General features: G+C 43.5%; 19 protein-coding genes. 9 read left to right on the top strand and 10 right to left on the bottom strand.

The genetic code is table 11. The annotated features are described in order from the left end of the window. The first annotated feature begins 143 nt into the window (after positions 1-143). Entirely contained in the window at positions 144-395 is a 252-nt protein-coding gene (locus tag AC1MEO_RS17775; RefSeq protein WP_480332976.1) for a helix-turn-helix domain-containing protein, read from the top strand. Here AC1MEO_RS17775 and AC1MEO_RS17770 read toward each other — a convergent pair. The 6 genes from AC1MEO_RS17770 to AC1MEO_RS17745 are packed head-to-tail and all read right to left on the bottom strand — an operon-like array spanning position 392 to position 6,316. After that, positions 392-1,432 (bottom strand): ketopantoate reductase family protein, encoded by a 1,041-nt coding sequence (locus AC1MEO_RS17770; protein WP_480332974.1) that lies wholly within the window; start codon positions 1,430-1,432, stop codon positions 392-394. The genes AC1MEO_RS17775 and AC1MEO_RS17770 overlap by 4 nt on opposite strands. Positions 1,433-1,485: 53 nt before the next feature. Next, positions 1,486-2,673 (bottom strand): acetyl-CoA C-acetyltransferase, encoded by a 1,188-nt coding sequence (locus tag AC1MEO_RS17765; RefSeq protein WP_480332972.1) that lies wholly within the window; start codon positions 2,671-2,673, stop codon positions 1,486-1,488. After that, positions 2,670-3,635: a 3-hydroxyacyl-CoA dehydrogenase family protein gene (locus AC1MEO_RS17760; RefSeq protein ID WP_480332970.1), complete on the bottom strand. Its 966-nt coding sequence runs from the start codon at positions 3,633-3,635 to the stop codon at positions 2,670-2,672. The genes AC1MEO_RS17765 and AC1MEO_RS17760 overlap by 4 nt, the downstream gene beginning before the upstream one ends. A 17-nt stretch (positions 3,636-3,652) precedes the next feature. Next, entirely contained in the window at positions 3,653-4,963 is a 1,311-nt protein-coding gene (locus AC1MEO_RS17755; protein WP_480332967.1) for a GntP family permease, read from the bottom strand. Positions 4,964-4,989: 26 nt separating this feature from the next. Continuing rightward, the gene (locus AC1MEO_RS17750) at positions 4,990-5,643 is read right to left on the bottom strand and encodes a 3-oxoacid CoA-transferase subunit B (RefSeq protein ID WP_480332965.1); all 654 of its coding nucleotides are present in this window, start codon (positions 5,641-5,643) and stop codon (positions 4,990-4,992) included. Next, positions 5,612-6,316, bottom strand: coding sequence for a CoA transferase subunit A (locus tag AC1MEO_RS17745; RefSeq protein ID WP_480332963.1), 705 nt, complete (start codon positions 6,314-6,316; stop codon positions 5,612-5,614). Before AC1MEO_RS17745 ends, AC1MEO_RS17750 begins: the two co-directional genes overlap by 32 nt. A 164-nt stretch (positions 6,317-6,480) precedes the next feature. On the opposite strand from AC1MEO_RS17745, the gene AC1MEO_RS17740 reads away from it, so the two are divergent. Further along, complete coding sequence (locus tag AC1MEO_RS17740) at positions 6,481-7,122, top strand: TetR/AcrR family transcriptional regulator (protein ID WP_480332961.1); 642 nt, start codon at positions 6,481-6,483, stop codon at positions 7,120-7,122. Between the two features lie 28 nt (positions 7,123-7,150). Here AC1MEO_RS17740 and AC1MEO_RS17735 read toward each other — a convergent pair whose 3' ends face one another. Continuing rightward, positions 7,151-7,744, bottom strand: a complete 594-nt coding sequence (locus AC1MEO_RS17735) for a TetR/AcrR family transcriptional regulator (RefSeq protein WP_480332959.1) — start codon at positions 7,742-7,744, stop codon at positions 7,151-7,153. Between the two features lie 146 nt (positions 7,745-7,890). Between AC1MEO_RS17735 and AC1MEO_RS17730 the strand changes: the two genes are divergently transcribed. The 7 genes from AC1MEO_RS17730 to AC1MEO_RS17700 all read left to right on the top strand — a co-directional run bounded on the left by AC1MEO_RS17730 (position 7,891) and on the right by AC1MEO_RS17700 (position 18,500). Beyond that, a complete protein-coding gene (locus AC1MEO_RS17730) occupies positions 7,891-9,219 on the top strand; it encodes a short-chain fatty acid transporter (RefSeq protein WP_480332957.1) in 1,329 nt (442 codons plus the stop codon). Positions 9,220-9,239: 20 nt separating this feature from the next. Continuing rightward, complete coding sequence (locus tag AC1MEO_RS17725; protein ID WP_480332955.1) at positions 9,240-10,757, top strand: class I adenylate-forming enzyme family protein; 1,518 nt, start codon at positions 9,240-9,242, stop codon at positions 10,755-10,757. 542 nt (positions 10,758-11,299) lie between these two features. Then, positions 11,300-12,361, top strand: a complete 1,062-nt coding sequence (locus AC1MEO_RS17720; protein WP_480332953.1) for a hypothetical protein — start codon at positions 11,300-11,302, stop codon at positions 12,359-12,361. 14 nt (positions 12,362-12,375) lie between these two features. Then, entirely contained in the window at positions 12,376-13,260 is an 885-nt protein-coding gene (locus tag AC1MEO_RS17715; protein WP_480332951.1) for a PP2C family serine/threonine-protein phosphatase, read from the top strand. 463 nt (positions 13,261-13,723) lie between these two features. Continuing rightward, complete coding sequence (locus tag AC1MEO_RS17710; protein WP_480332949.1) at positions 13,724-14,686, top strand: sensor domain-containing diguanylate cyclase; 963 nt, start codon at positions 13,724-13,726, stop codon at positions 14,684-14,686. A gap of 122 nt (positions 14,687-14,808) precedes the next feature. Then, complete coding sequence (locus AC1MEO_RS17705; RefSeq protein ID WP_480332947.1) at positions 14,809-16,812, top strand: sensor domain-containing protein; 2,004 nt, start codon at positions 14,809-14,811, stop codon at positions 16,810-16,812. A gap of 17 nt (positions 16,813-16,829) precedes the next feature. Further along, the gene (locus tag AC1MEO_RS17700; RefSeq protein ID WP_480332945.1) at positions 16,830-18,500 is read left to right on the top strand and encodes a sensor domain-containing protein; all 1,671 of its coding nucleotides are present in this window, start codon (positions 16,830-16,832) and stop codon (positions 18,498-18,500) included. Between the two features lie 856 nt (positions 18,501-19,356). Here the strand turns inward: AC1MEO_RS17700 and galU are convergent. The 3 genes from galU to AC1MEO_RS17685 form a co-directional block, all read right to left on the bottom strand. Continuing rightward, complete coding sequence (gene galU, locus AC1MEO_RS17695; RefSeq protein ID WP_480332943.1) at positions 19,357-20,238, bottom strand: UTP--glucose-1-phosphate uridylyltransferase GalU; 882 nt, start codon at positions 20,236-20,238, stop codon at positions 19,357-19,359. A gap of 84 nt (positions 20,239-20,322) precedes the next feature. Beyond that, positions 20,323-21,354 carry a GDP-mannose 4,6-dehydratase gene (locus tag AC1MEO_RS17690; protein ID WP_480332941.1) on the bottom strand — a complete coding sequence of 344 codons (1,032 nt, stop codon included), beginning with the start codon at positions 21,352-21,354 and terminating at the stop codon, positions 20,323-20,325. A 159-nt stretch (positions 21,355-21,513) separates the two neighbouring features. Further along, positions 21,514-22,014 carry an acyltransferase gene (locus tag AC1MEO_RS17685; protein ID WP_480332939.1) on the bottom strand — a complete coding sequence of 167 codons (501 nt, stop codon included), beginning with the start codon at positions 22,012-22,014 and terminating at the stop codon, positions 21,514-21,516. Between the last annotated feature and the right edge of the window lie 338 nt (positions 22,015-22,352).

Genomic DNA, 22,352 nt, shown 5'->3' with positions numbered 1-22,352 from the left:
AAATCTATAGTGGGGCATATAAAAAAATTAACTGCGGTCAAATCCGTAGAACTCTGCAAGCTGACGCAGCAACCCTTTCTCTCTGCCAGAATCTGGATCTGCAAGTATCCCTAAATAACGAGACAAAATAAGACTCTTCCATCTTGAATACAATTCAATTTGCTTCTGATAACCTGGAAAAACCCTTGAACCAAACCGATTTCGCGAAAGAACTGCACATGAGCAACAGCAATTTCACCAAAGTCTGTAAACAATGCATCGGTATGAACTTTGTCGAGTTCATCACCGAAAGACGAATCGCCAAAGCCAAGAAGTTGCTTACCTACACAAACTTAAAAACCTCGAAATCGCCCAGCGAACAGGCTCTCCAGAGGTCAGGTATTATATTAAATTAAACAACAGAACTATTCACTTTCTTAAAGAACTCATCAATATAATGTGGGGTCACCGCTTCTTTGTTTGCTTCTTTCTGCTTCACTAGCCTCACTACCACATCATTAAATGGTGTGGGTATACCAAGCTCTTTTCCTTTATCGCTTACGACTCCATTAATATGGATGATTTCTGTCGTTCTCCCCTTCTCTAAATCCTGAAGCATACTGGCTTTAAGTTTCCGATGTCGTCCCCACACTTCTTTCATGAACGGGAACTTGTTCAACACCTCTTCAGGACTATCGTCTTTCAATTTCAGATCGCTGAAATCCACACCCTGCATTTTAACAAATTTAATGTTTTGGGCCTCTGCTACTCTAATGGTTTCATCGGCAATGTGCACAAGACACCAATGGCCTCTTGGATCATCCATTACTTCTCCATAAGTACACCCTAATGCGGCGGACATTCCACTAAAGGCTGCATTCATTAAAATTTTAGCCCAGCGGACTCCTGCTAAGTTATCCATTATTTCAGAACCGCCAACATTTTGGAGAATATCGTTTACTTTTTTAATTCGTTCTGTAATTTCTCCGTCCACTTCACCAATTTCGAAAGCAAAGTTTTCAAGGACTTTCCTTTCCGAAGTAAGTTCTGAAACGCCAGGCCCTAGCCAAGTAGCGCCAAAACCAACAGCTCCTCCAATCGTCCGTTCTTTCCCAACAATTTCTGCGACCTTTTCTTCCGGGGCTCCATTTTGCAATGTACAGACGATACTGTCGGCATGCAAGTGAGGAATCAGTTTCGTAAGAATCTTCTCGTTTTCAAATTGCTTCGTCAGCAGTAGAACAAGATCATATTCTTTATCCAGTTCATCAATATGGTAAGCATCACCATTAGCTTTGACTTCAATATTCCCGACAACTTCTACCCCATTTTCTCTGATGCCTCTTATATTCTCTTGGTAATCATCAACCAAATCCGCCTTAATCCCTTTGGAATTCAACATTGCCCCTACAATCGTTCCGAGTGATCCAACACCTATAACAGCTATATTCAATCGTATCCCTTCTTTCCATTAGTTTGGGTGTATTTCACCAATCATGCTTGTCATTAAACTACTTCTGGATTTTCAAGAATAACGGCAATTCCTTGCCCTCCGCCAATGCACAACGTGGCGAGTCCGTACTTAACGCCTTGCTTCTTCATTTCCAAAGCCAGAGAATAGGCAACACGTGCGCCGCTTGATCCTACGGGATGCCCTAACGCTACCGCTCCGCCATTGACATTCACTTTCTCCTGTGGAATTCCAAGCTCTTTCAACACTGCCAACGATTGTGCCGCGAACGCTTCATTCAATTCGAACAAATCAATATCATCTAACGTCAATCCAACTTTGGCTAATGCCTTCTTGCTTGCTGGGACCGGACCGATTCCCATAATGGTTGGATCCACTCCCGCAATTCCCCATGAAATCACTTTAGCCAATGGCTTAAGGTTGTTAGCATTGACGTATTCCTCTGAAGCCAGAACCACTGCCGCTGCGCCGTCATTAATGCCGCTGGAATTCCCTGGTGTTACTGTTCCATCTTTCCGAAACGCTGGCTTTAGTTTCGCCAGACTCTCCATGCTTGTTCCTTCACGGATATGTTCATCTTGATCGAAAATAATTTCTTCGCCTTTTCTGCCTTTCAATGTAACCGGCGCAATTTCTTCAGCAAACCGGCCGCTTTCTCTCGCTTTAGACGCTTTCGCTTGTGAGGCCACAGCGAACTCATCTTGCTCTTCACGGCTGATCGAATACTTATCTGCCAAGTTTTCTGCTGTCATCCCCATTCCGCATCCAGCATGATTATCCATCAAAGTTTCCCACAACATATCGTCTATCAACGGTGCTTTTCCAGGAGAGCCGAAACGCGTCCCTCTTAATACATGCGGAGCTAAACTCATATTTTCTGTTCCACCTGCCACCACAACTTGGGAGTCTCCTGAAGCAATCGATTGTGCCCCCGAGATAATCGATTGAAGGCCTGAACCACATAAGCGATTCAACGTTAACGCAGAAGATTCTTCCACCATCCCGCTTTTTAAACCAATATGTCTAGCCAGGTATGCTGAATCTTTGGTCGTTTGAATGATGTTACCAAAAATGATTTCATCGATATCCTCAACAGGCACTCCACTTCTGGCAATGGCTTCTTTTGCTGCCACTACCCCTAATTCCATTTCACTGGTATTTTTTAAAGCCCCTCCGAATGTTCCGTAAGCTGTCCGTGCACCGTCAAGTATATAAGTAGTCATTTTTCCGTCTCCTCCTTTTTCGTTTTTAATTCGGGATGTGTATTCAACAGATGCTGAACTAATTTTTTATCCCGGTCCATGACATATTCGTTAAAGCCTTTTCCAGGATAATCAAAAAATCCTGAACCTGTTTTCACGCCATGTGAACCATTGGCAACGCGATCTTCGATGATGGAAAAGCGCCGGTTTTGGGACTCGATTTTTGGCTGCAGTTCTTCCAGGACGATTTTCCATATATCCAATCCGCCAAAATCGATGATTTTCAATAAACCACTGGAAGAAAAACGAAATCCTGGACCATCAAAAATCGCGGTATCCAAATCTTCTTCACTAACCACCCCATCTTCGATAAGGGAAAGGGCTTCCCTTGCCATTGCTACCTGGATCCGATTGGCGACAAGCCCTGAAACTTCTTTCTTTACTTCAATCGTTACTTTGCCGTTGTCCTCCAGAAACTCATTGACCTCTTTAAATACTTCATCAAGCGTATGTTCAGTCCGCAGTAATTCCACTAACGGGACGATATGCGGCGGGTTGAAAAAGTGAGTCAGCAGGACCCGCTCTTTATGCTGTTCGACATCCACTACGATATCCGATAACTTTAAACTTGAAGTATTCGAAGCCAGGATTGTTTGCCGTGAACAAATAGCATCCAATTGTTTGAACAACTTTTGTTTAAGTTCAAGGTTTTCAGAAACACTTTCGATGATAAAATCACAATCTGCTAAATCTTCCATTGAAGTGGTATAGAAAATATTGCTCTCAATTTCTTCATCACTAAAGCGGATGTCATATCCTTCTGTACGAAAAAGATCCAAATAGACGCCGAACTTCTCTTTTGCTGTCGCTAAAGTCTCTTCCGACACATCACACAATTTACTTGGAACTCCATTTATGGCGAATTGGAAGGCGATGCCAAAACCCATCGTCCCTGCCCCAATAACTCCTAAGTTTTTTATCAAGTGAATTCATCCTTTCTCTAATAGAATGTGGCGGCGACTAGGATTGCTGGAACCGCGGCAACCAATGGTCCAACAACTGCTGTCATGAATACATGGATATATCCGTCTTTATGCGTTAACCCTGCTACTACTAAAGTGGTGATAACCGCTCCATTATGCGGCAGTGCATCCAATCCGCCCGAAGCCATAGCGGCCACCCTGTGGATAGCATCCGGATTCAAGTCGAGATCCAAGTAAGTTTGCGACAAAGTTTCCATCGCAATTCCCAACCCGCCCGAGGCTGAACCCGTAATTCCCGCGAGTGCCGTAGTGGCGATGTAAAGAGAGATTAACGGGCTTCCCGGCAAACTTGTCATGACATCTGTAAAAACAGCAAATCCTGTGGTAGCGGCAATTACTGCTCCGTAACCAACGTCTGCACTGGTATTGACTAGTGGCAAAACAGCATTGGTAGCTCCGACGTTGACGGTCTTCTTTTTCACGTCAATGTATCTCCAAAACACCACGCTTGATAAAACCACCGCAATCATTAACGTATAAAGAACTTCCATTTTTAAAATATTCAACATGACCAAAAGCATGACAGGGGGAATGGCGCTGAGCCAGAGGCTTGGAAGCTTCTTGTCAGCATATTTATCTTCAACCGCTTCCCCTTGTTTATCCTCCAGATTTTTCATATTGCCATAAGTTTCGCCTTTCTTCTCCGCTTTACGCAACGCATATCTCAAATACCAAAGGTTGAATACCAAAACAGTAATAGTAGCTGTTATGCCAATCCACGCACCTGAGGTGACACTTGTCCCCAAGTAACTGATAGGAATGATGTTTTGAATGGCAGGCGTCCCTGGAAGCATGGTCATCGTAAAGGTACCGATACCGATGAAAAAAGAAGCAAGAAACAAATGCCACGGGATATCGAGTTCTTTAAATAACGGCTTGGCAATCGGCAGAACTGCGAATATAACAACAAACAAACTAATGCCGCCATAAGTCAAAAATGCACAAATGGCCATGACCGAAACCAACACTTTATATTTACTGCCTTTTCCTAAGAATCTTAACAAGGTTTCCGCAATTTTTCGGGCAGCGCCGCTATCTTCCATGAACTTTCCGAACATCGCAGCAAAAAGGAAAATGAGGTAATAATTCTTCGCATAATTGATGAATCCGGTCATATAATCGTTTTGGAACGAATCAAGAATCGGCATACTGTTCGTGACAATAACAAATAAACTGACCACCGGCGCAATGATGATGATGCTGAATCCCCTAAGTGCTAATACAATTAACAGAACTAATGACAAAATGATCGTGAGCACACTCCACATACAGATCCCCCTAGCGTATAGTCAAATTAGTTTTTCAAGATTTTTTCTTTTGCATATTCTAAAGAAAAGCCCACTTTTTCACTCAGTTCATCAATCGACAGATTTTCCAGGATTTCCAAAACTTTTACCCCTTCATCATTGAATTGGAAGACGGCGTAATCCGTTACAAACAAATCCACTTTTCGTATTCCACTGCTTTTATAGCTTAAGTTTTGCGCCAGTTTTGATTTTCCATCTTTCGTAAACAAGGTAGCGGCTGCAATAACTTTTTTTGCTCCCACCAGCAAATCCATGGCTCCCCCGACGCCAAGGATTGGTTGGTTGGGAACTGCCCAGTTCGCAATTTCTCCTGTGACGTCGACTTCCAAAACACCCAAAACTGCAACATCTACATGGCCTCCACGAATCAGCGAAAAAGAATCAGCGCTGCTGAAGAAAGAAGATCCCTGCAAGTGCGTGATGGGTTCTTTCCCGGCATTTATCAAATCGATATCAATCGCTTCTTCTTCCGGAGGTGGTCCCATGCCCAATAACCCATTCTCCGTTTGCAGATACACTTCTTTATCTCCTAAATACTCCGTTACAATGGTCGGGATGCCGATACCCAAGTTGACGATCTGCCCTTCTTTCAATTCCTCAGCGATACGTTTAGCTATTTGATGCCTTTTGTTCTGTGCCAATATAATTCCTCCCTTCTTTTTGATGCTTGCTTTTCACGATGTAATCAACATAGGCATGCGGGGTGACAATCGATTCGGGATTCAACTCACCCGCTTCCACAATTTCCTCTACTTCTGCAATGACGATTGTTGCGGCGGTGGCCATCATCGGATTAAAGTTCCGGGCAGTGGTGTGGTAGGTCAGATTCCCAAGCGTATCTGCCTGTTTTGCTTTAATGAGCGCCACATCTCCTTTAATCGCCTTTTCAAAAATGTATCGTTCTCCGTCGATCACTCGTTCTTCTTTGCCTTCAGCGAGTTCTGTCCCGACGGCTGTTCGAGTATAAAACCCACCGATGCCAGCGCCTCCTGCCCGAATCGCTTCCGCCAGAGTCCCTTGAGGAAGCAGTTCAATTTCCAACTCACCTTTTTGCCAGGCCTGCACCGCTTCTTTATTGGTTGTAAAGAACGAACCAATTGCCTTTTTTATCTTTCCTTGGATGAATAACTTGTGCAGCCCCTGGCCACTATCCCCCAGATTATTGCTGACGACCGACAGTCCTTCGATCTCTGCTTCAAGTAATCCATCCAACACAGTTAATGGAGTGCCAGACAATCCAAATCCACCGACCAATAATTGATCGTGGCTTTTTACCAACTTCTTTACGTCACTTGCTTGAATGAGTTTTTTCATGCAATCCCTCCGTTTGTAAGCGCTGACATTTTTCATTGCCAAAACTCCTGTTTTTCTATAGAATAAAGAACGTAAATACTAGACCGTAGTCTAGTTTAAGTAGACCGTAGTCCGATTCTATTACAGGTTAGAATATTCTGTCAACACAAAAATGAGGTGGGAAAATGTTAAATCGAGGAAATAAGCAGGCCAGAGGCGAAAAAACACAAAAAAAAATATTGGAAACCGGGTTGCAGCTTTTCGCTAAAAAAGGATTCGAAAAAGTCACAGTCGATGAAATCTGCAAAGAAAGCGGCACCTCGAAAGGATCGTTTTATCAGCATTTTTCTTCTAAGTCCACTTTGTTCCTGGTCAAATTCTCAGAAGCGGATGATTATTACATGCAAGTCTTCCACTCGCTTCCGAAAGAAATGGATATTTATCAAAAAATTGAACTCTTTGTTCATGAAGTCATGTGTTTTTTAAATGACCAAATGGGCAAAGAACTCATGAAAGTAATCTATAGCTCGGCTCTCCTATCGAAAGAACATACCTATTTCTTAAATAAAGACCGTGGCCTGACAATTATCTTGCGGTCATTGGCGGAAGAAGTTCAAAAAGAAAAGTCATCTTCCTCGGAGCAGTTAGTTGAAGATCTTTTGACCTTAATGAATCAAGCGATGATGGGAATGATCTATCATTGGGGTGTCAGCCAATGCGAGCGGAGTCTTCAAGATTTATCAAAATTCATGATTCACACATTGGTCGAAGGGATAAAAAATTCAACTGTTCTCATTGATGAAAAAAAGGATGGTTCTGTGAGCTGACTCACAGAACCATCCTTTTTGGATTTCCCTACTTTTCCAATCCTCGAATTACCACAGCAAACAGCAGAGCTTGTTCTTCGACTAAACTAAATTCCCCTTTTTGCATTCCCCAATCATAGAGGATGCCACGCATTGCGCGAATGAGAGCAATGACCATTTCTCTCGTGGTTAAATCATCCCGCAACTCGCCATTCTCTTTCCCTTTATCGAAAAGTTCGACCAGAAAATGATAGAGAGGACGATTTGGATTTCTAAAATAACTTTCGCGTTCCGGATTCAGTTCCTGTTCGTAAATGGTCCGGACGACATCCCAGCCGAGATCCTGTTCGATATAGGCCATCTGCATGGATAAGAAGCGTTTCAATTTCTTCACGACATCTGTTTCTGTTTCTAACTGCGGAAATAACTCTTCAACATAAAAGTCATCGATTTCCTTGAACTTCTCGGCAAAGATATCGTGCTTGCTTTTAAAGTGATTGTAGAAAGCTCCTTTTGATGAAGCTGCCTTCTCGATGATTTCGTCTACCGTTACATTTGTAAATCCTTTGTCATTGAAAAGCTCCAACGCAATCCGGGAAATTCTTCTTTTGGTTTCTTTGGCTTTTTCTTGTCTTGTCACCATCTTCTTCCACCTTTTCAGAATATTTTAAATAAACTTGACAAATAAACTTGAGTCTGCGAAATTATATTCATAGACTATAGTCTATAGATTTTGGGAAAAATGGTCAAATTGCTGTAAGCGCATACAATCTAAGGGGGAAAACTTACATGTTAAGAAAAGTATCACAGCGTTTTAATGTCGGCGTTGAAAATTATTTACCGAACGCTTTTATCTTTGCCATCTTACTGACTTTCTTGACTCTCATCCTCGGGATGACTGTCACTAACCAATCGCTGACGGATATGACTACTCATTGGTACTCAGGATTTTGGAACTTCTTGGCTTTCACGACACAAATGATTCTTATCCTGATTACAGGCTATGCCCTAGTTAAGGCACCGCCCGTCCAAAAATTACTGCTGCGTGTAGCTTCTATACCAAAGACCCAAAAATCTGCATTGATCACCACCATTCTGGTAGCAGCTGCAGCCGGTTATCTCAGCTGGGGACTTGGCTTTGTATTAGGTACCCTGTTCGCCATTGAAGTTGCGAAAAATGTCAAAACAGCCGATTTTCGAATTTTAATAGCGGCTGCCTATACTGGCACTATCGCTATTTTGCCCGCGAGCATCACTGTAACAGCGCCACTTCTCGTCAATACGCCCGGACATTCACTAGAAGCCGAAATTGGACTGATTCCTTTATCCGAAACTATCTTCAGCCCAACTCTTTTGCTCACAGCGTTTATCGGTCTTCTCGTCGTATTGTTTGTCTACATAAAAATGATGCCGAAGCAGGACGAAGTGATTCCTTTTGAAAAAGATGTCGAAGTATTTGTTGTTCCTAAACAAGAAAAAGCTAAAACTTTCGCAGAGATGCTGGATCGCAGCAAGATCATCAACTACATTGTAGTCGCACTCGGAACACTTTGGCTCGTTCAATATGTCGTGCAAAACGGTTTTAATCTGGAGCTTAACATTCTGAACTTCTTCTTCATCATTCTTGGCCTAGCTCTTCATGGGACACCGCTTAGCTATATCAATGCCATCACGGCGGGAATGCCCTCCGCTTCAGGCATCCTGTTGCAATTTCCTTTTTATGCTGGAATTATGGGAATGATGGTCGGCTCTGGATTGATCACCGTCATTTCACAGTCTTTTGTCTCCATTTCGAATGAATACACGTTTCCATTGCTATCATTCCTCTCTGCCGCAGTCGTCAATGTCTTTGTCCCTTCCGCTGGTGGTCAATGGCAAATACAGGGACCAATCATGCTGGAAGCTTCCAGAACGTTCAACATTCCAATTGCCTCCGTGGTCAATACCGTAACTATCGGTGACTTGGTAACGAACTTGATGCAACCCTTCTTTGTCCTGCCCGCTCTTGGACTTTCCGGATTGGGATTAAAGGATATTTGGGGTTATTGTCTAGTGTCCATGGTGCTTTTAATGATTGTTGCAGGAACCATTGTCACTGTCGTACCGCTGATTCTCTAAACTGAAGGGAGTTTTTCTTTATGCTAACACATGGCAGACACACCACCTACACCATGCTTGAAAAACAGTCCATAAAAAAACCGGCAAAAGAATTTCTCGTTTTCGGGAATGATAGTTACAGCTACTCATCTATGTTCCAGCGTGTCAATCAACTGGCACGTTGGTTCGAACACCAAGGCATCGGCAGAGGGGATACCGTTGCCGGTTTTCTTTCCAACTCCCCTTTGTTTTACGAAACTTGGTTTGCCTGCGGAGCAATCGGTGCGGTTCTACTTCCGATTAATACCGCAGCAACGGCTTCGGAACTAGATTATTTCTTGGAGCATTCTGAGAGCAAAGGTTTTCTCTACGAACAAGATCTGATCACTGACCAGCACATCGATATTGCTCATCAAAAAAAATTAGCGTTCTGCCAGGAAAATGATGACGACTGGTACAAGGAATTAACCTCTTTCTCCAATGGAAAAATCAACAGTGAAGTCTCGCTGAATGACGTTGCCGGAATCATGTACACTTCCGGAACAACTGCGAAACCGAAAGGCGTCTTGATCACCCATGAAAATTACCTGTTCGCCGGTCATTCCGCAGTCCTTTATCAACAATTAAACCCGGATGACCGCTACCTGATCTTTTTGCCCTTGTTCCATGTCAATTCGCAATATTACACATCCATGGCTATGCTTGTCTGCGGCGGCACCATCGTTCTGGAAAAGCGTTTCAGTTCATCGACGTTCTGGGATACGGTCCAAAAGCATAAACCGACCGTCACCAGCATGGTCGCCACCACCATCAAGATGCTTTTGGAAAAACCAGCGCATCCGGCAGAAAAAAACAACTCCATCCGTCAGGCCGGTTATGGCCTGTTTGTGACGACAAGCAATCTTCAATTATTCCAGCAACGCTTCGGCATCAAGCTTTTCCAGTGGTATGGCATGACTGAATCCATCACGACGAATATCGTCACGCCGCTCTATGAAGACATGCCAACTAACCCAGAAACAGGCATTTCCGCCATCGGTAAAGCAGCACTTGGCCATCAGGTGAAGATCCTCGACGAAGAAGGAGAGGAACTGCCGCCAAACAGTGTCGGCCAAATTGTCGTTTCCGGCCCTTCCATGATGAAAGGCTATTACAAAAATCCGGAAGCTACTGCACAAACTCTCCAAAACGGCTGGCTGTTCACCGGAGACAATGGCTACGCCAACGAAGATGGCTTTATCTGGTTTGTCGACCGCAATAAAGATATGATCAAAAGAGCGGGTGAAAACATCTCTTCTATAGAGATTGAGAATATCCTGTCCGGCCATCCAGCCATCCAGGCTTGTGCCGTTGTCGGTGAACCCGATCCACTCCGTGAAGAAACTGTTATTGCTTATGTAAAACTATATGAAGGACGAAAAGTCGCAGCTGAAGAACTACGCGCGTTTTGTGCAAAAGACCTGTCCTACTTTAAAGTGCCGCAAGAGTTTCGGTTTATCGATGATTTTCCGAGGACGTCAATCGGAAAGATACAGAAGAATTTATTGCGTGGGAAATAACCTAAAAGTTGCTACGAGAAAGCATGCAGGATTTCAGTAGCAGCTTTTTAAGCTATCTTAAAACTATCCATATATGCGGTTCAATTTACCTTCCACTCACATTTCACATTGGGCAAAATCCAGATTGGCTTTGCAGCACTTTTTTTGTTCGATTTGCTGCAATCGATTGTCCCGAATTGGATCATATAAGGCAATGCCCCAAAAACGGACGATGTGAAAATTCCGCGTATTATTCGTGACGATTTCTATCTGTTCGTTTATGGAACCAACACCTCCCTTTAAATCAGTCAATTCCGGCAATCTCGGAGCGAATGGCTTTTTTCTTGCTCATGCATGCTTCTGATGCATGAGCTATTTTTCTATAAGCATTAGTATTTCAATCTCCCAGACCTATGGCTTCAGTCTTGGAAATTGTTTGCGTGCCTGGCACCCAAACAACTACTTATTACACTGAAACACGGATCCAATCTAGAAAATAGGTCTATATTTCCGCCTTATTAAAGGTTAAAATAGACCTACTATAATCGATGGGAGTTAAAACTATGGAGATGATCCTGGTAGACGATCAACTAGCACTGAAAGAAAAGCTGCTCAGCTTTGGCTCTACGGACGAACGGGCATTTGAAGACGCCATCGCCAAAATGATGACACAGGAATCTGCTTCTGTGGTTGAAGACCTGCACCAAATTTTACAGACCGAAGAGGACCTAGACCTTCGATTCCGGGCATTTTTCGGCATTACGCTCCACCATAGACGGCAGAACGACCATTCCAAGTTCAAAGCGGTCGTCGATCAATACATCGAGCAATTCCGCGGCATTTCCCTGCACCTGCATGTTTTATCGCTGATGCATAAAGCCTACGGTGACCGGGACGGAATTTTAAAATCGATTGAATACAGCAGCCAGGCGATCGTCAAACTGAATCGCCATGTCGGGGTCCTCCACAATTATTGTGAATCGGTCGTAACGGCGATGGAAGAAGGACTGGAAATTCGCACTGCCGACCGCCGGAATGCCTCTTCGTTGATTGAGACTGTCATCGCCGTGGCTCCGGATTATGCAAAATTCTACTGCACAAGAGGCCGGATCCTTGCACAAAATCAAAAGTTCGAAGAAGCAAAGCTGAACATCCTGCAAGCGATGGACCTTGAAACGAGCACTTCCAACGATTATGCCCTGCGCCTCAACAACTACCAGAACGTTCTGCTTAAAATTAAAACCCTTGAGCTCTATGAAAGCGTCATAGCCGATATTCAAGAATCAAAGGCCATTGTCCTTTCTGCGCAAAATTCGATTGAGGAAGCCGTGACCTCATCGCAAGCGACCATGGAGAGTATGAAAGCGCAAAATTTGCAGATGCTGGCTTTTTTCACCGCCATCATCAGTTTCATCATCGGGTCCATCAATATTTTGAGCAACCAATCCGATTTTACCCAAGCCGCGATGCTGATCCTTGTCTTGGCCGGAGCGATGGTGCTGGTCAATGTCGCTTTCAGCATTTTAATTTCCTCCATCAATCAAGCCATATGGAAATACATAGCCGTCGTAGCCGTCGGCCTAACATTAATCGCAACAGGGCTGCTGTCAGCCCTGTTCAGATAAGGAGTGGATAGCCGATGAGCCAGAGGGTTGAACTTGTTTATGTGCAAGGCGGCAATAAAGAAAACGAAGACGCGTATGTCGTGGACGAACAAAACGGGATTTTTGCAGCGATTGACGGCGCAACCGGCCTTGGCGGAATTTCCGGAAAGATGGCGGCAGAATTCGTCAAAAGCTCTTTGGAAACCTTGGAAGAAAACCAAACGATCTTGGAAGGACTGCAGCTTGCCAATGAAAGGATAGGTTTGCAAACGCTCGAAGAAATGGACATTGCCAGTTTTAGCTTGATTCCGAAAGAAGCACGCAGTACTTGCGGGCTGGCCGTCATTAAACTGGAAGGCGACCGCCTGGAATTTGCCCATGCCGGCGATTGCATGATTTTTATCGAACAGGCGAACGGAGAGGTTCGCTCCCTCACCTATGACCACTTGGCTAAACTGGACAGCGCCTCTATTGAACTGTTCCATCAAACACTCGTTTCCATGATTGCCGCGGAAGCCACCCCTGATAGCCGGGATGATGAGCACGTCGCCTCCTTGCTCGGGGACGCACGCCAAACAGCCTTGCCGCTGATTATCGAAAACAGAAGAAAACTGAATACCCATGGGGGATACGGCATCATTGACGGCAGCGCGGAAGCCCTTTCCTTTGTGGATTATGGGTCCATCTCACTCCAAAGCGCCACTCGAATCCTGCTCGTTTCAGACGGCCTGCAATTGCCGATACAGAAAGGATCCGGAAGCGCGGCATGGCAAGCCACCGCCAAATTCGCTTTCGACAATGGATTGGACGCGCTAAAAGAAGAAGTCCTGCGCCTCGAGCAGTCAGACAAAATGTGCGTCACTTACCCGCGCCTCAAATTTGCGGATGATAAAACGGGCATTATGCTCAACTTGCTCTAGGATAAAAACAAGGTGCCAGGCACCGACACAATTCCCCTCCTATATGTTATAAAAATCAAACATATGTTACTCTATAATAGGATAAAAAATACTATAAAATAAAAATTTGTATTTATTTAAAATAAAGGAATTATTTGGAACAAGGATTCAAAAACACGATAAAGGGAGTGGAGATTTTTAAACTCCATTCCTTTTATTTCGGCTGAATATCGTGGCCGGAGCTGCACAAAGCGGAACTATTTCTGGTACGGCTATTCACTATTATGGGGTGGCTTCCATCGAATGAATAAACAAGGGAATTGAAATCTAACTTACAATAGATGGGATTGACTGACTATGCAAATCCGTGAACCACAAGCAACAGGATTAAATGAGATGAAAATAGAATGGACTGTGCTTCTTGATCCAGTCGGAATTTTTGGCCATTCCAATCCCCAAAAATGCTTTGAAGGGTTGCACTAGAATGGAAAGGAAGGACTATTCCATCAACTTACCGCTTCTCCTAAAAGACGGCGAGGGCAATGAACGGCAATTTGTTTCCTTTCCGTCCCCAGAACCGAAAATAGATGGAATCGTCTTGAATTCGTTAAGAGATCAAATCTGTGTGATGGATCGGAATGGCATGATTTACTTTACCAACAAGGAATGGGATGAATTTACGCTGCGCAATGGCGGAACTTTATCCAGCAGCGGCCTTGGTACGAATTACCTTCAGCATTGCGAAACAGAGCCGGAGGTCCATCAAGGGCTGCAGTCCATTCTCTCCGGAGATGAGGACTGCTTCAACTTCGAATATCCTTGCCATTCCCCTTCCGTAAAAAGATGGTTTTTGATGCAAGCTACGCCGCTCTACGTAGATGAAGAGACCATTGCCGGAGTAGTCATTCGCCACGTGGATATCACGAAACAAAAGCTGTTGGAACTTCAGCTGAAGGAATACGCTGAAAAGGATGCGTTGACTTTTTTGTATAATCGACGCTATTTTGAAGAGATGCTGACAAAAGAAGCTGACCTGGCCCTGCACCAGCACACACCTTTATCGTTGCTGTCCATTGACATAGATAATTTCAAAGAAATTAATGATGCGTACGGGCACCCTGTAGGCGACTTGGTCTTACAACAACTGGCTCTCCAAATTGAACGGGTCACAAGGCCAACGGATCTCGTGGCACGCATTGGAGGAGATGAGTTTGCCATCCTCTTGCCCCGGGCGAGCAAAGCCGAATTGGAACATCTGGCCAATCAGGTAAGCCGCGGAATCCAGCAGCTGGAAATTAAAGTAAAGGGCCGCCCGATCAACGTCACTGTCTCCATAGGCGGCAAAAGCTTCACCGATGATTTCTCCATGAATTCGATGGCGGAATGGGTCGATCAGGCCTTGTATTCAGCCAAAGATCAGGGCAAAAATCAAGTGGTCATTATTTGAACGGGAAGAAAAGTTTTACCGCTCCCCCCTTGTTTCACCCTCAGTAAACCTGGCTCCTCTGTCTCAGTAGAAGCATTGAAAAAAGCTGCCACACGCGCAGCAACTTGATAGGATGTGCATTTTTGGAAAAAAATTACGGACAAATTCAGGAATGGATCAACACCATAGACGAATTCCTAATCGCCATTGATGAAAATGGAATAATCATTAAAGTAAATCAGGCATGGATTGATTTTTGTAGAGAACACCAAGTAAGAGAACTGCTATGGAAACCCGGAACCGATTATTTTGGGCAATTGGAAAGCCGCGGCAAAGCAAACGAACAGCACTTCATCAAACAAGTGATGGCGAATGAAAGAACTGAACATAGGCAGATGTATCCGTTTCTATTGGGGAACGGGGAAACGCAATGGCTGCAGGTAATGGTACGCGGGATCACTCTGGGTTCAGGCGATGCGAAAGGAGCCGTCATTTTTCACAAACCCATTACCCTCCAATCAAATAAAGCGATTACCGCTGAACTTGTGCTGGAAAGCATGACAGACGGCTTCTATTTGCTGGATGATCATCTGCATGTGATTTATATGAACGAAATTGCGGAGGAAGGGCTGGGCGTCAAACGTGGCTTTGCGGCCGGCAGAGAGATTTTTACGCTATTTCCGGAAGCTTGGGATTCCTTCTTTCCCCACTACAACCGCGCTTTGGCAGAACAGACTGTGGTCGAGTTCGTCGAGTATTACAAGCCGCTGGATAAATGGTTTCAGGTGAAAGCCTGTCCACACGCAAAAGGCGGGTTGTCCGTCTATTTTCAGGATGTCAGTGAAAAGAAAAAAGCGGAGAGCCAATTAACCCAATTTGCGTATTATGATTATTTGACGAACCTGCCAAACCGAAAGTTAATCACCCAAAAGATCCAATCCCTCTTAGATTACGAAACCAACTTCTCAGTTCTCCATCTGACGATCGACAACTTGAATTCCATCAACTCCATCTACACCCACAATGCAAGCGACACCATCATGACAAAAGTGGCCGACGAAATGAAAGCGTTCGTCAGTGAATCTTGTCACATTGGCCGGTCAGACGAAAACGCCTTTCTGATTGTCCGGGAACATGCGCCTCATGAAAGGCCTGTCGAATTTATTGAACAGTTTAAGTTGATTTTCCAAACCCCCATCTCTTTAGAAAACACTCAAACCGTCACGGTCAGTTCCAGCATGGGCATCGTCTGCCATACTCTTGATCCGCTCACCCTGAACGAATTGCTCTCTTATGCGGAAATGGCGATGGGGGAAGCTAAAAAAAACAAAGGCACTTCCCATGCCTTTTTCCATCCAGAAATGGTCACGCTGCGGAACCGCCGGGCACTCATTGAGGAAGGGCTCGACGGCGATTTGAAAACGACTGGCTTTTACTACACCCTTCAGCCGCAAATCGATGGGCACAGCGGAAAGATTGTCGGAGCAGAAGTGCTTTCCCGCTGGTGTCATCCAGAGCTCGGTGAAATCCCGCCTGATGAATTTATCCAAGTGGCAGAGGAAACCGGAAGAATTGTCCAACTGACTTCTCACCTGCTGGTGGAAGTATTTACCCAAATGAAAGAATGGGAACACACCTATCAGTGGAAAATGCGGACGGCCATCAATATGACCGCTTCCCTGATCAGCGATTCGGAATTCTTCGAGCGTTTTATCGCCTTGATGCATCACTATCAAATTGATCCGAAGTTGGTTGAAATCGAGATTACGGAACAGGCGGAATTGACCTATTCACCGAAGATCAGAGAAAACTTGCAGCTGTGCAAAGCGCAGGGGATGTCCATTGCCATTGACGATTTCGGCACCGGCTTTTCGATGATTTCCTATTTGACGCACTTTCCCATCAGCAAAATCAAAATCGATCGGTACTTTGTGCAAAAAATCGGCCAGGACCCGAAATCCGAATCCGTCTTAAAATCCCTGATCTACCTGGCCAGAAGCATTGAATGCGACTTGGTGGCCGAAGGGGTTGAACGCATCGAAGAAGCCGACTTCCTTCTGGCAAACGACTGCAACATTTTTCAAGGCTATTTGTACGACAAGCCAATGAAAGTGGTGGACTTTGAAGCGAAATACCTGAAGGAATGAAGGAAGGACCTGAACACATGAGCGAACCAACTGCACTTCCCTATCAAAAAGCGTTGCTGGAAGCGATCAAAGACATGGTATTTATCGTGGGCGTCACAGACACTGGCATGCTCACCTATGAATTTTTCAACCAAGCGGTTTTTGAACGAACCCACCTGACTCAAAACCATCTCGGCAAAGTATTTTCCGAAGTCCACAATCCAACTACTGCCCGCCTATTGACGGCTCAGTACAGTCGAGTCGTGAAAACCACCAAGGAGGTCGTCTTCGAAGACACCTATACGTCCCTAACAGGGGAAGTTTGTTATTCCAAAACCACCTTGGTTCCCTTATCGGATGGAGCGGTGGACTGCGCTTATATCATCGGAGTGGTCAAAGATATTACAAAAGAACAGTTGGCCGGAATTTCCAGTGAAGAAGCGTGGGAAGTATTAAAAGAAAGCCGTTCCCGCTACCGTTCTTTATACGAAAACAATACAGATGCGATTTTCTCCCTGGATTTGGCAGGACGCATCCTGACTGGCAATCACGCAGTCGAACAACTTACCGCATACAGGTTGAACGACTTGATTGGGACCGAAGTCTTGAAGCACATCCCGCAAACCGATGCCGAACGGATGAAAGCTTATTTCAGACTCGCCATGGACGGGGTGTCACAAAATTTCCGCACGAAATTTTCAGGCGGAGATGGAAAACAGGTGGCTGTTTTGGTTCACTTTTCTCCGGTCGAAGTAGATGAGGAGATTATGGGGATTTATGTCACGTTAAAAGACATGACCGAACTGGACAAACTCGCCAGCCAGTTTGTGGAAAGTGAAAATCGTTTCCGCATTATTGCCGAAAATGCCCATGACGTCATTGTCCTGAAGGATCATAAAGGAACCCCCCTTTACGTTTCCCCTTCCAGCAAGCGCGTGTACGGCATGGAACCGGAAGAGTATATGGGCAAACCGCCGTTTGACAATGTTCATCCGGATGACATCCCTCAAATGAAACAGGCGTACGCCCTGGCGGTCAGAGAAGCCAAAACCTATATTTCAGAAGTCCGGCTGCAGCACAAAACCCGCGGGTGGATCTGGGCTGAAGTCCAAGGGACACCGGTGTTTGATGAAAACCAGCAGTTTGTCCATATGCTGACGATTACGCAGGACATTACGCTGCATAAGGAACGGGAACAGCAATTGCACCATTATGCCTACCACGATTCGTTGACCGGCCTGCCCAACCGGCGCTACTTAAAAGAACGTCTTGTGAAGAAGGTAAATCAGCCGAACGGAACAGACGCTGTGCTAACGGTATTGCTGCTGGACATTGACCACTTTAAAGACATCAATGACCACTTGGGCCATGATGTGGGGGATGCCGTTATCCAGGAATTCGGCCGAAGACTGTCGGCTGTTATCGGCGAAGAAGACACAGCAGTCCGGCTTGGCGGCGACGAGTTCATCCTGTTGCTGCCGGCTGTGCAAACTGTTGAACAGGCAGATGCGGTGGCCCAGAAGATTCAACAAGCCATCGCCCAGTCATGGGAGCGGCAAGCCGACTCCTTGAACGTCACCACCAGCATGGGCATTGCGCTAACGCCTCTTGTAGGAGCCACTGTATCGTCCGTCTTGAAAAACGCCGACATTGCCATGTATCAATCCAAAGAAGCGGGCCGCAACACCTACCGCATCCACTGTCTCTAACGATTATTCCACGCCGAACAGGCAGATGATTATGGACGAGCCGGGGTTCAAGGCTTACGAAACCTCCTATTGTCACAGGTGATTAACCTGTGACAATAGGAGGTTTTTTGTAGGAGAAGGTTATTTCGTTCCCTAAAAGTGTGTGAGAACCCATCTAGTTTAGCGTTTACAATTGACTGATTTCATTGAAAACAATATTGTCCTAACCCCATTTTTTTAGTAAAATAAACCTTATGAATACCCAAAATGTACTTCCCTCACTCCGGCAACAGAACCCTAAATAAAACCCGTTGCAACCAATATCACTACATAAGAATTCACAATTTGCCATTCCTTTTTGTCCTCGGATAACCATAAAAACATGTGAAAAATTCTACTGAATCAAACTGCTTCATATAATTTTTTGTATCGTATGGAGATGAATAGAGAATAGCTTCCCGCTGTTCCAGTTTTCCCGTGTACTCATAGTCCACTACCAGAATATGATCAGATCCATTTTTCTGGAGTTCCGCAATCCATAGGGGTGTATCTATAGCTGCTCCTAATATTACGCTTAAAATCATTTCCTCCTCTTTCTGCGCTTCTTTGTCGTTTATTTAACTAGTACTTGCGCTTTTTAATTTTTCTTAATCCGTCTCATTTTGAGATGATTTTAAGTTTTATTAATATGAAACTGTAGAATTTTTCAAAATTCTAAAAATACCCAAAACTTTTTCTATATAATATTGAAAGAATTAAATATGAAATTTTATTTAATTATAGAAATATTTTCCATTTAATCCACATTAAAAAGCAAGCAAGTTTGAAGGAGTTTATCCCCCCAAGCTTGCTTGCTTTAAATAAGATTTACATAATGTTACTTATTCACAACTTTTTCTTCCATCAACTTCTTCTCAAACAACTCTAACAACTGATCTCTCAGTTCCGGTCGCTTCAATGCAAACTCAATCGTCGTTTCAATAAAGCCGAACTTCTCACCTACATCAAAACGCTGGCCATCAAATTCATAGGCATAAACCGACTGGACTTCGTTCAACTTCTGGATGGCATCGGTCAATTGGATTTCTCCACCTGCGCCTAATAGATGCTCTCCTAAGTAGTCGAAAATTTCGGGTGTCAGGATATAGCGGCCCATGATGGCGTAATTCGATGGTGCTGTTCCAGCTGCCGGCTTCTCGACAAATTTGTTCACTTCGATCAATTTGCCGTCCACCGAAACAGGATCGATGATACCGTAACGATCTGTGTCTTGTTCTGCTACTTGCTGCACGCCGATAACACTTTTCCCTGTCTTTTCATGCTGGTTCATTAATTGAGCCAAACAAGGTTCATCATTTTCAACAATATCATCACCCAATAGCACAGCGAAAGGCTCGTTGCCGATGAATTTGCGCGCTGACCAGATTGCATGCCCCAATCCAAGCGGCTGCTTCTGACGGATAAAGTGAATTTCTACTTTAGATGTCTCTAAGACAGAATCTAGCATTTCTTGCTTACCCTTTTTCATCAACGTGTCTTCCAACTCAAACGCATGATCGAAATGATCTTCAATCGCACGTTTGCCTTTGCCCGTCACAATGATGATGTCTTCTATACCAGAGGCAATCGCTTCTTCGATAATGTATTGGATCGTCGGCTTATCGACGATTGGCAACATTTCTTTAGGCATCGCTTTTGTAGCGGGAAGGAACCGTGTTCCGAGTCCGGCTGCTGGAATAATGGCTTTTTTCACTCTCACCTAAATGCACCTACTTATACTTCAGATCCTAATATTTAGTCTTATTTTCTTTTTAAATAGTTGCAATAAATACTCAAAAAATATTTACATCATTTTATAGTATTCGCAATACCAATCCGTAAACTTCTGAAGTCCTTCTTCAATGGAGGTTTTCGGCTTGAAACCAATTGCTTCTTCTAACAATTTTGTAGAAGCATAGGTTGCAGGAACATCACCTGGTTTAATCGGTTCAAACTTTTTCTTAAATTCTATAGATCTGCCTAAGCTATTACTTAAGCACTTTTCAAGCGTCTCGATAAATACCATTAGCTTTTCAGGGCTGCTATTACCGATATTAAAGATTTTATGCGGAACCTGATCCACTCCAATTGGTGGATTAGACAAGAGACGTTGAATGCCTTCTACAATGTCATCTACATACGTAAAGTCTCTGTACAAATCATTTTCAAAATCACCGTTGTTAAAGATTTTAATTTCTTCGTCTGCAAACAACTTATCAGTGAACCCGAAATAGGCCATATCAGGACGTCCCATTGGTCCATAGACTGTAAAGAACCTAAGCCCGGTTGCCGGGATACTGTATAGATGGCTATACGTATGTGCCATCAATTCATTGGACTTTTTAGTAGATGCATATAGTGAAACAGGATTATCCACAAAGTCTGTTTCCTCGAAAGGTACTTTTTTGTTCGCTCCATAGACAGAACTTGACGAAGCATACAATAAGTGATCGACTGGATAATGACGGCATGCTTCCAAAATGTTATAGAAACCAATAACATTGCTTTGAATGTAGACATCTGGATTTTCAATCGAATACCTTACACCAGCTTGCGCTGCCAGATTCACGACAACATTTGGCTTGTGTTCTTCAAAGAGATTAGTAACTAATTTTTTATCAGAAATATCACCTTTAATAAAGGTGAATTTTTCATTTAATTCTAATTTTCTTAAGCGATCATGTTTTAAATTTACGTCATAATATTCATTCAGATTATCAATACCTATTACACGGCACTCTAATTCCAATAACCGTTCTGAAAGGTAATAACCAATAAATCCAGCGGCACCGGTTATGAAATATACTTTACTAGAGTCTAGAGGCTTATAACTCAAGTTTTCTCATCTCCTTAAGCGTATAGTAGTTTATGGGAGTTCTATTGACTGAATAATTATACCCAATTCAAACCCTATAATCCTTCTAAGTGAATCTTTAGATTCTCGGGTTTATGTACTTAGCAAATAAATTGGAAACTATTAAAATTACAGATGCGATTATAATGAATCTAAATCTTTAATTCTTCTTGCTGGTACACCTGCATACAAACCATTACTTTCACAATCTCTATTTACAGTAGAACCAGCTGCTATAACGCAACCATCACCAATTTTCACCCCGGGTAAAATAATCGAATTAGCACCGATCCAACAACCATTTCCAATTGTCACAGGATAGTACTCATTTTCTAAAGCTCTCTTATCGGAGGCACCCAATTTATGAGTAATAGTACAAATATTTACGTTCATAGCTATTTGACAATTATCTCCTATAATGATTTCTCCTCCTGTTTTAGGAGAAGGATAAAACTGGCAGAAGTAGTTAATGAAAGTATTTTGACCTATTTTTATATTAGAAGAATCAAAATAACACTTTGCTCTGATTGCATTAGTTTGCGCTTTGATTCCCATAGCCCGAAGGAGTCTTGCCCTAACCCTATTTGGTATTAGTACACTACTTATTATCTCATTAACAATAGTTCTTTTTACTAGATTCATTTAATACCACCTATCATTTTAGTGAATAACAGCATATTTTTAAATTTTAATGCTAAATTAAATACTCTTTTAGATATCATAGTAATACGAAAAAATAGAACAGCAGAATAACTCATAGGAGTACATACTGGTTAACACGAATTAACTAAGGTATGTCCTCATATGAGATGAGCTACTCCTATATTGTACCATTTGAACATATGCTAATCGGAACTTACTAGCTAAAAAAGAATTTGCTGTATTTATATATCATTCGGCAAGCGAATAGAAGGAGCTCAATAGTTTCTTCTTGATATTTAATCAGATTTTTCTGGAAATTACCAAAAAATATTTCATCC

This window comes from Planococcus sp. BI3 (genome assembly GCF_056680115.1).
This window is presented reverse-complemented; position numbering and strand designations above follow the sequence as displayed.